Raw genomic sequence first — 8,449 nt, forward strand, 5'->3', positions numbered from 1 at the left:
CGGGGGCGAGTCTAGTTGCCCCCGGGGACACCACTGGTATGCCGTGTGGTCACCTCGCGGGGGCGTGTCGCCGGCCCCCGGCGCGTCGCAGGCGACACGCCGGGGAGGGGTGCGCGGGGCGCCCGGCGGTCAGGCGCCGATGCGGTCGAGCGCGGTCTGCAGGTCCTCGGGGTACGGGCTCTCGAAGGTGACCCACTCCCCCGTCCCGGGGTGCTCGAAGCCGAGCCGGACCGCGTGCAGCCACTGCCGCTCCAGGCCGAGCCGCTTGGCCAGCACCGGGTCGGCACCGTAGGTGAGGTCGCCGGCGCAGGGGTGGCGCAGGGCCGAGAAGTGCACGCGGATCTGGTGGGTGCGGCCGGTCTCGAGGTGGACCTCCACGAGCGAGGCCGAGCGGAACGCCTCGACCACCTCGTAGTGGGTGATGCTCGGCTTGCCGCTGGCGAGCACCGCGAACTTGTAGTCGTAGCTCGGGTGCCGGCCGATGGGGGCGTCGATCGTGCCCTGCACCGGGTCGGGCAGGCCCTGGACGAGCGCGTGGTAGGTCTTCTCGACCGTGCGCGCCTTGAACGCCCGCTTGAGCAGGCTGTAGGCGTGCTCGCTCTTGGCCACGACCATCAGGCCGCTGGTGCCCACGTCGAGCCGGTGCACGATGCCCTGGCGCTCGGAGGCGCCGGAGGTGGCGATGCGGTAGCCGGCCGCGGCAAGGCCGCCGATCACCGTGGGTCCGGTCCAGCCCACGCTGGGGTGGGCGGCGACGCCGACCGGCTTGTCGACCACGACCAGGTCGTCGTCGTCGTGGATGACGGTCATGCCGGGGACCGGCTCGGCCACCACGGCCGGGGCGGGGCCGGCGTCGGGGTCGGGCAGGGCAACCTCGAGCCAGGCACCGGCGACGACGCGGTCGGACTTGCCGACGGCCTTCTGGTCCAGGGTGACCGCCCCGTCGGCGGCCAGGTCGGCGGCCTTGGTGCGGGACAGGCCGAAGAGCCGGGCGAGGGCGGCGTCGACCCGCTCGCCCTCGAGGCCGTCCGGCACAGGGAGGGACCGGACGTCAGGCATCGGTGTGGGCCCCTGCCTCGTGCTTGGGGGCGTGCGGCTGGGTCCGCGAGCCGTCGATGCTGATCCCGCGCACGGCCAGCAGCCCGATGAGCACCGCGGCCGAGACGATCGCCGAGTCGGCCACGTTGAAGATCGGCCAGTGCGGCAGCATGAGGAAGTCGACCACGTGCCCGCGGCCCACGCCGGGTGGGCGGATCATGCGGTCGGTCAGGTTCCCCAGCGAGCCACCGAGCAACAGCCCCAGGGCCCAGGCCCAGCCCAGGCTGCCGAGCCGGCGGCTGGTCACGATGATGACCACCACGACGGCGGCGGCAATCAGGGTGAGCACCCACGTGGCGCTCGTGGCGATGGAGAAGGCGGCTCCGGGGTTGCGGGTCAGGTCGAGGCGCAGCACCGGGCCGAGGAGGTCCTGGGGGACGTCCGGCTGGAGGTGCGCGAGGGCCCAGGCCTTGGCGAGCTGGTCCGCGACGTAGACCACGACGGCCGCGGAGATGAGCACCGCGAAGAGTCGGGGGCGACGGGACGGACGCCCGGTGGGCTCCTGCGTGGGGGACGGCGGACTGATTAGCGGCGCTCCTGCTTCTGCTTGCATGTCACGCATAGGGTCGCACGAGGGAAGGCCTGAAGGCGAAGTTTGCCGATCGGGTTGCCGCAGGACTCGCAGATCCCGTAGCTGCCGTCGGCGATCCGCTCCAGGGCGTGCTCGCTCTGGTCGAGCATCTCCCGGGTGTTGTTGGCGACCGAGATCTCCTGCTCGCGCTCATAGGTCTTGGCCCCGGCGTCGGCCTGGTCGTCGCCCGACCCGTCCCCGGCGTCACGCATCAGCCCGACGAGGTCGATCTCGGCGGCGCTGATCTCGGCGCGCAGGCGGCTCACGTCGTCCTCGAGCTCGGCGCGGACCGCGTCGAGCTCGGCGGGGGTCCACGGCTCCTCCTCGGCACGGACCGCGAGGGCGCTGGCCGGCGCGGAGGCCTTCTTGGCCCGGCTGGCGGTGGTGCGCTTGGCGGTGGACGCCGGCGTCCTGGCCGCCGTCGTCTTCTTCGCCGCGGCCCGGGTGGGGGTCGTGGACGTGGTCGAGCCGGACGCTGCAGTCTTGGCTGCGGTCTTGGCCGCCGCCGGCGTCTTCTTCGCCGCTGCCTTCTTGGCCCCGCCCTGACCAGCCGTCGAGGCGCCGTTGGCGGCCTTGGCCCGGCTGCTCGCGACGGCCTTCTTCGTGGCTGTCGCCTTCTTCGCCGGTGCCGCCTTCTTCACAGCCATGCTCGGCCCCCTCGGGGTCTTGGGCACGCCCGGATGCCCCGGGCGATGACAGGTGCCGTGAGGATAGGCCCCACACTCTGCCTTCTCAACGGAGAAACGCTGTATCTTTGCCCGTTTCTCCCACACTCGGCCGGCCACGGCCGAAGGCGTCCACCCGTCGGAACGGGTGGACGCCTTCACGGTGCCCCGTCGGCGCGGCTCAGCCCTGGCGCTGGCCCTCCTTGACGCCCTCGACGCCGGTCTTGTCGAGGTCGCGCAGCTGGCCCTCGAGGTAGGACTTCAGGCGTGAGCGGTAGTCGCGCTCGAACGAGCGCAGCTCCTCGATCTTGCGCTGGAGCAGGTCGCGCTCGCGACTGAGCTCCTCGAGGATGACCTGCTTCTTCTGCTGGGCCTCGGCGATCATCCCGGTCGAGCGCTCGCGCGCCTCCGTGATCATCTGCTCGTGACGCGTGGTCGCCTCGGCGATGAGCGCGTTGTGGCGCGCCTGACCGCTGGCGAGCAGCTCGTCGTACTTGGCCTGGCCGCTGGTGACCAGCTCGTGGTGGCGGGCCTCGGCCTCGCCGACCACCTTGTCGCGGTGCTTCTGTCCCTCGGAGATGAGCCGGTCCCGCGTGGCCTGGCCCTCGGCGACGTGCTCGTCGTGGACCTTCTGGGCCAGCGCGATGACACCCGCGGCGCCGCCGCCACCGGCTGCGCCACCCAGCGCCGCCGCGGCAGCCACCGGTGCGTCGTTGCTGCTCTTGGCGGCCGCCGCGGAGCGCAGGCGCTCGTTGTGCTCGGCCTGGATGCGCTCGGCGTCGGCGCGGGCCCGCTCGGCCTCGGCCTTGAGCCGCTCGGCGTCGGTGCGGGCCTTCTCGGCCTCGAAGCGCAGGCGGTCGACCTCTGCGCGCGAGGTGTCCGCGACCCCCTTGGACTTGTCGGCGTCGTCGCGCACGGCCTGGAGCTCGGCGCGGGCCCGGTCAGCCTCGGCGCGGGCCTTGTCGGCCTCAGCCTTGGTGCGGGCCACCTGCTCGGCCGCCTCGCGCTGGGCCTTCTCCGCCTCGGACTGCAGGCGGGTGAGCTGCTCACGCGCCTCGCGCAGGGCCTGCTCGGTGGCCTCGCTCTTGCCGTCCTTCGCAGCGACCCTGGGCTCGGCCTTGACCGCCGGCTGCACCGCCGTCGCCGCAACGCCCGCGCCGCGGCCCTTCTGGCACTCGGCCAGCTGGGCGCGCAGGTCGTCGTTCTCCGTGGTCAGACGACGCAGCTCGGAGACGACCTCGTCCAGGAAGTCGTCCACCTCGCGCTCGTCGTAGCCGCGGCGGAACTGCGTGGCAGTGAAGTTCTTGTTGAGGACATCCTCGGGCGATAGCGCCATGTGGTCACCTCGGTTGGCGGGACGGGGGCGGCACCCACGGTAGCGAACCGGTCAGGTGCGCAAGCCGCTTTGGTGCTGGTCGGGGCAAGTTCTTGTTCACCTTAAAGGATGTTCAAAGTGACCGAGACCGCCAGCATGAGCACGAGGAAGGCCAGGTCGAGGCGCACCGACCCCAGCGACAGCGGGGGGATGACGCGCCGCAACGCCTTCAGCGGAGGGTCGGTCACGGTGTAGACGGCCTCGGCCAGGACGAGCACCACACCGGTGGGTCGCCAGTCGCGGGCCAGGACCTGGATCCAGTCCAGGATCAGCCTGATGATCAAGGCAATGAAGAACAGGTAGACCAGCAGGCGGAGCAGGCTCAGGAACACATCCAGGATCATGGTCTCAGTGTGGCCTCACGGGCTGTGGCTCCCTTGTCACGGGGTGCCCGGCGTCAGCTCTGGTTGAAGAACCCACGGGCCGCGCCGCGGGGCGCCTCGGCCTCCTCGGCGGCCACTTCGACGTGCGCAGGTGAGAGAAGGAACACCTTGCTCGTGACCCGCTCGATCGACCCGTGGAGGCCGAAGACCAGGCCCGCGGCGAAGTCGACGAGGCGCTTGGCGTCCGAGTCGTCCATGTCGGTGAGGTTCATGATCACCGGCGTGCCGTCTCGGAAGCTCTCCCCGATGGTCTTGGCCTCGTTGTAGGTGCGGGGGTGGATCGTGGTGATGCGGTTCAAGGGTCCGACCTCGACGTCCCGCACGACCCGGGCGACCGGCGTGCGCTGGGGCAGGGGGGTGACGGCGCCGCGCTCCTCGCGGTGCGCGGCCGGCTCGGGGTGCGACGGCTCGTCGTAGGAGTCGTAGTCCTCGTAGCCGTCGTAGCGCTCGTCCTCCTCGGCCAGGCCGAGGTAGACCATCGTCTTGCGCAGCGCCCCTGCCATGTGAGCTCCTAGGTCATGCGGCTTCGCGCCGGTCGTTTGTTCGACCCGACGCTACCGGTGGGCAGGCCGGGAACCGAGGATTGCGCTCCCGACACGCAGGTGTGTCGCCCCGTGGGCGATGGCCGCCTCGAGGTCTCCGCTCATCCCCGCCGACACCCAGGTCGCCCCGGGGTGCCGCCGCCGTATGCCGGCCGCGACGGTCGCGAGGTCGGCGAAGGCGCGGTCGGGGTCGGCCCCGAGCGGGGCCACGGCCATGACCCCTCGCAGCCGCAGGTGCCCCATCCCGGCGACGAGGTCGGCGAGCTCATCCGCCTCCTTGGCCGGCGCACCACCCCGGTCGGGGTCGGCGTCGAGGCTGACCTGGACCAACGCGTCCAGCGTGCGACCGGCCGCCTGCGCCCCGCGGTCCAGCGCCCGCGCCACCTTCTCGCGGTCCACGGAGTGCACGACGTCGGCATAGCGCGCGACCGACCCGGCTTTGCGGCTCTGCACCTGTCCTACGAAGTGCACCCGCGGCACGGCGAACCCGTCGGCGCCCCCGGCACAGCGCAGCTCGGCGACCTTGGCCGCGGCCTCCTGGTCGCGACTCTCCCCCACGTCGGTGACTCCCAACCCGGCCAGGAGCGCGACGTCGGAGGCGGGGAAGAACTTGGTGACCACGACGAGGTGCACGTCCTCGCGGCGGCGACCGGCCGCCGTACAGGCACGTTCGATCCGCCCCTCCACCGCGGCGAGGGCCGCGGCGAGCTGCTCGCGACGCCCGCTGGGCGCGGCGGCCTCAGCCACGCCCGGTCCCGGGCAGCAGCCGCACGACCCCGGCAAAGCGGCCGGTCACCTTGTCGCGGCGGTAGGAGTACAGGTCGGCGGACTCGCGGGTGCACCCGGGCACCCAGTGCACGGTGACGTCGAGCTCGCGCAGCTGGGCGACGACCCCGGCGGCGACGTCGATGGCCGGCGTGCCCGTCCAGGACACGGTCGCGCTGACCGGGGTCACGAGAGCAGCGTCCTCGCGCATGGTGGCCGGCACCTCGTAGCAGCGGCCGCACACCGACGGCCCGACCGCGGCCTCGATGTCGCGGGCCCCGAGCTCGCGCATCGCAGCGACCGCCCGGCCGGCGACCCCGGCGACCATGCCCGGGCGCCCGGCGTGCACGGCACCGGCGACACCCGCCTCCCGGTCCAGCAGCAGCACGGGCGTGCAGTCCGCGACGAGGACGGCCAGGGCGACGTCGGGGCGGGTGGTCACCACCCCGTCCGCGTCGGGCACCTCCCCCGCCCACGGCCCGTCGACGACGACGACGTGGTCACCGTGCACCTGGTTCATGAACAGGAGGTGGTCGCGGGGCACGCCCACCGCCTCGGCGAGCCGTTCACGGTTGGCCTCGACCGCCTCCGGCTCGTCGCCGACGTGGCCACCGAGGTTCAGCCCGTCCCACGGGGCGGCGCTGACGCCGCCGCGGCGGCTGGTGAAGCCCCAGTGGGCGCCGGACCGGTCCGCCCCGGGCTCGAGGCGCTGACTCCAGAGGAACACGCGCCCAACCTACGGCAGCGCCCACCCGCGCCGGAGGCAGGCACAGGACCCGGGCACGGCGAAGGGCGGCCACCACGGGGGGCGGCCGCCCTTCACGGGTCCGGCTGGGACTACTTGAGGAAGTCCGGCACGTCGAGGTCGTCGCTGTCGTCGAACGTGACGGTGCGCGGCGGCCGGGCCGGCTGCTCCTGCTCCGTGCGCACTGGCTCGGGCCGGGGCTCGGCGCGCGGCTCGACCCGCTCGGGCTGGACCGGCGCCGGGGTGGCCGTCGGCTCGGGACGAGGCATCTGCTGTACCGGGGGCTGGACCGGCTGCTGCTGGACGGGCGGCTGTGCCGGGCGAGGGGCGACCGGCGTGGCCTGGCGCTGGGTCGAGCCGGCGATCTGGCCGAGCGCGCGGTCGTCGGTGCGACGGATCGGGCCGCCGCCGTCGAAGCCGGCGGCGATGACGGTGACCCGCACCTCGTCGCCGAGGGCGTCGTCGATGACGGCACCGAAGATGATGTTGGCCTCGGGGTGCGCGGCCTCCTGCACCAGGCGGGCGGCCTCGTTGATCTCGAACAGGCCGAGGTCGGAGCCACCCTGGATGGACAGCAGCACGCCGTGGGCGCCGTCGATGCTGGCCTCGAGCAGCGGCGAGGAGATCGCCAGCTCGGCGGCCTGGACCGCGCGGTCGTCACCGCGGGCCGAGCCGATGCCCATGAGCGCCGAGCCGGCGCCCTGCATGACCGACTTCACGTCGGCGAAGTCGAGGTTGATCAGGCCGGGGGTGGTGATCAGGTCGGTGATGCCCTGGACACCGGAGAGCAGGACCTGGTCGGCGCTGCGGAAGGCGTCGAGCATGCTCACCGCGCGGTCGCTGATCGACAGCAGCCGGTCGTTCGGGATGACGATGAGGGTGTCGACCTCCTCGCGCAGGCTCGCGATGCCGGACTCGGCCTGGTTGGCGCGACGACGACCCTCGAAGGTGAACGGCCGGGTGACCACGCCGATCGTCAGCGCGCCCAGGCCCTTGGCGATCTTGGCGACCACGGGGGCGCCACCGGTGCCGGTGCCACCACCCTCACCCGCCGTCACGAAGACCATGTCGGCCCCCTTGAGGACCTCCTCGATCTCCTCGGCGTGGTCCTCGGCGGCCCGGCGGCCGACCTCGGGGTCCGCGCCGGCGCCGAGGCCACGGGTCAGCTCCCGGCCCACGTCGAGCTTGACGTCGGCATCACTCATCAGCAGGGCCTGCGCGTCGGTGTTGATCGCGATGAACTCGACGCCCTTGAGGCCGACCTCGATCATCCGGTTGATCGCGTTGACACCGCCCCCGCCGATGCCGACGACCTTGATAACGGCCAAGTAGTTCTGCGGTGCTGCCACGTCGGTGGGCCTCTCCTGAGCGAGTACTGCTGGGTGCTGTCGATTGCTGCTGGCGGCCACGTTGGCATCCCCCGGAAACCCCGAACTAACGTTCAACGTCCACTTGAGGGTGATAGTTATGTCAACCCTGCCGTGGGCTGACGCTATTGCCTGCTCGTGCCGATGCCAACCCTAACGGCGGCGTGTCGCCCAGCGTGGCCCGGTTGCCCCAACTCGCCTTAGCGGATCACCGGGGTGCCGGGTGTGCTGACGTCGATGAGGGAGGCCTTCTGCCGCAACAGGACTGAGAGGACCTTGACCTTCAGCTCAGGGTCAGAGGCCCCTCCCCACACGACGGTCCGGCCCCCGAGGGTGAGGCTGACCGAGCTCGCCCCGGTGACGCGCACGTCGGTGACCTGACGACGCTGGGCGGGGGTGAGGGCCTGCAGCACGGAGATGCCGGCGCGCAGCGCCTCCCGACTGGGTGGCGTCACGTCGGTACGGATCTGCGGGACCCCCCCGGGCGCGGCGGGGACGGTGGCGTAGGCGATGCCCTGGGCATCCACAACCTGTACCTGACCTTGAGGGTTCTTCACGGCGAGCACGGGCACGCGGGGCGAGGCCGTGATGACGACCGTCGAGGGCCACGAGCGGCTCACCGTCACCTCGGCCAGGGTCGCCGAGGCGATCACCCGGTGGGCGATCGCCTCGGTGTCCACGCGGGCCAGCGGCTGGCCCAGGGGCACCTGGGCGCGGGCGGTGATGTCCGGCACCGCGGCCGCGGGGACACCCTGGACCCGGACGGTGCGGGCGGCCAGCACCGGGCTGAACCACACCAGCCAGGCCAGGCCGGCCAGCAGGGCCACGATCCCCAGGACCCACGCGGTCAGCAGCCACGGGCGTCGGCGGACCCCCGCCGCGCGCGCCGCGAACCTAGCCCGCGAGGAGGCGACCCCGGTGCCGCGACCAGCCCTGCC

General features: G+C 72.7%; 10 protein-coding genes. All 10 read right to left on the reverse strand.

From position 1 onward, the window contains the following. Positions 1 to 129 precede the first annotated feature (129 nt). Positions 130 to 1,059: an RluA family pseudouridine synthase gene (locus tag VF825_RS01925; protein WP_331109569.1), complete on the reverse strand. Its 930-nt coding sequence runs from the start codon at positions 1,057 to 1,059 to the stop codon at positions 130 to 132. Further along, the gene (lspA, locus tag VF825_RS01930; protein ID WP_331109571.1) at positions 1,052 to 1,558 is read right to left on the reverse strand and encodes a signal peptidase II; all 507 of its coding nucleotides are present in this window, start codon (positions 1,556 to 1,558) and stop codon (positions 1,052 to 1,054) included. Before lspA ends, VF825_RS01925 begins: the two co-directional genes overlap by 8 nt. A gap of 65 nt (positions 1,559 to 1,623) precedes the next feature. Then, positions 1,624 to 2,316, reverse strand: a complete 693-nt coding sequence (locus tag VF825_RS01935; RefSeq protein WP_331109573.1) for a TraR/DksA family transcriptional regulator — start codon at positions 2,314 to 2,316, stop codon at positions 1,624 to 1,626. A gap of 199 nt (positions 2,317 to 2,515) precedes the next feature. After that, positions 2,516 to 3,670 carry a DivIVA domain-containing protein gene (locus VF825_RS01940; RefSeq protein WP_331109575.1) on the reverse strand — a complete coding sequence of 385 codons (1,155 nt, stop codon included), beginning with the start codon at positions 3,668 to 3,670 and terminating at the stop codon, positions 2,516 to 2,518. 101 nt (positions 3,671 to 3,771) lie between these two features. After that, on the reverse strand, positions 3,772 to 4,053 hold the full coding sequence (locus VF825_RS01945; protein WP_331109577.1) for a YggT family protein: 282 nt from the start codon (positions 4,051 to 4,053) through the stop codon (positions 3,772 to 3,774). A 53-nt stretch (positions 4,054 to 4,106) separates the two neighbouring features. After that, positions 4,107 to 4,595 carry a cell division protein SepF gene (locus VF825_RS01950; protein ID WP_331109579.1) on the reverse strand — a complete coding sequence of 163 codons (489 nt, stop codon included), beginning with the start codon at positions 4,593 to 4,595 and terminating at the stop codon, positions 4,107 to 4,109. A 51-nt stretch (positions 4,596 to 4,646) separates the two neighbouring features. After that, the gene (locus VF825_RS01955) at positions 4,647 to 5,381 is read right to left on the reverse strand and encodes a YggS family pyridoxal phosphate-dependent enzyme (RefSeq protein WP_331109581.1); all 735 of its coding nucleotides are present in this window, start codon (positions 5,379 to 5,381) and stop codon (positions 4,647 to 4,649) included. Next, a complete protein-coding gene (gene pgeF / locus VF825_RS01960) occupies positions 5,374 to 6,126 on the reverse strand; it encodes a peptidoglycan editing factor PgeF (RefSeq protein ID WP_331109583.1) in 753 nt (250 codons plus the stop codon). Before pgeF ends, VF825_RS01955 begins: the two co-directional genes overlap by 8 nt. A 110-nt stretch (positions 6,127 to 6,236) precedes the next feature. After that, the gene (ftsZ, locus tag VF825_RS01965) at positions 6,237 to 7,493 is read right to left on the reverse strand and encodes a cell division protein FtsZ (protein ID WP_331109585.1); all 1,257 of its coding nucleotides are present in this window, start codon (positions 7,491 to 7,493) and stop codon (positions 6,237 to 6,239) included. A 218-nt stretch (positions 7,494 to 7,711) separates the two neighbouring features. Continuing rightward, a partial coding sequence (locus VF825_RS01970; RefSeq protein ID WP_331109587.1) for a cell division protein FtsQ/DivIB occupies positions 7,712 to 8,449 on the reverse strand: 738 nt, incomplete at its 5' end.

Source organism: Oryzihumus sp., assembly GCF_036391795.1.
Classification (GTDB): Bacteria; Actinomycetota; Actinomycetes; order Actinomycetales; family Dermatophilaceae; genus Oryzihumus.

What these genes read in the sequence shown, in the direction of transcription:
- VF825_RS01940 (WP_331109575.1), bottom strand. Translation starts at nt 3,670, where the DNA reads ATGGCGCTATCGCCCGAGGATGTCCTCAACAAGAACTTCACTGCCACG.
- VF825_RS01935 (WP_331109573.1), bottom strand. Translation starts at nt 2,316, where the DNA reads ATGGCTGTGAAGAAGGCGGCACCGGCGAAGAAGGCGACAGCCACGAAG.
- VF825_RS01925 (WP_331109569.1), bottom strand. Translation starts at nt 1,059, where the DNA reads ATGCCTGACGTCCGGTCCCTCCCTGTGCCGGACGGCCTCGAGGGCGAG.
- VF825_RS01950 (WP_331109579.1), bottom strand. Translation starts at nt 4,595, where the DNA reads ATGGCAGGGGCGCTGCGCAAGACGATGGTCTACCTCGGCCTGGCCGAG.
- VF825_RS01945 (WP_331109577.1), bottom strand. Translation starts at nt 4,053, where the DNA reads ATGATCCTGGATGTGTTCCTGAGCCTGCTCCGCCTGCTGGTCTACCTG.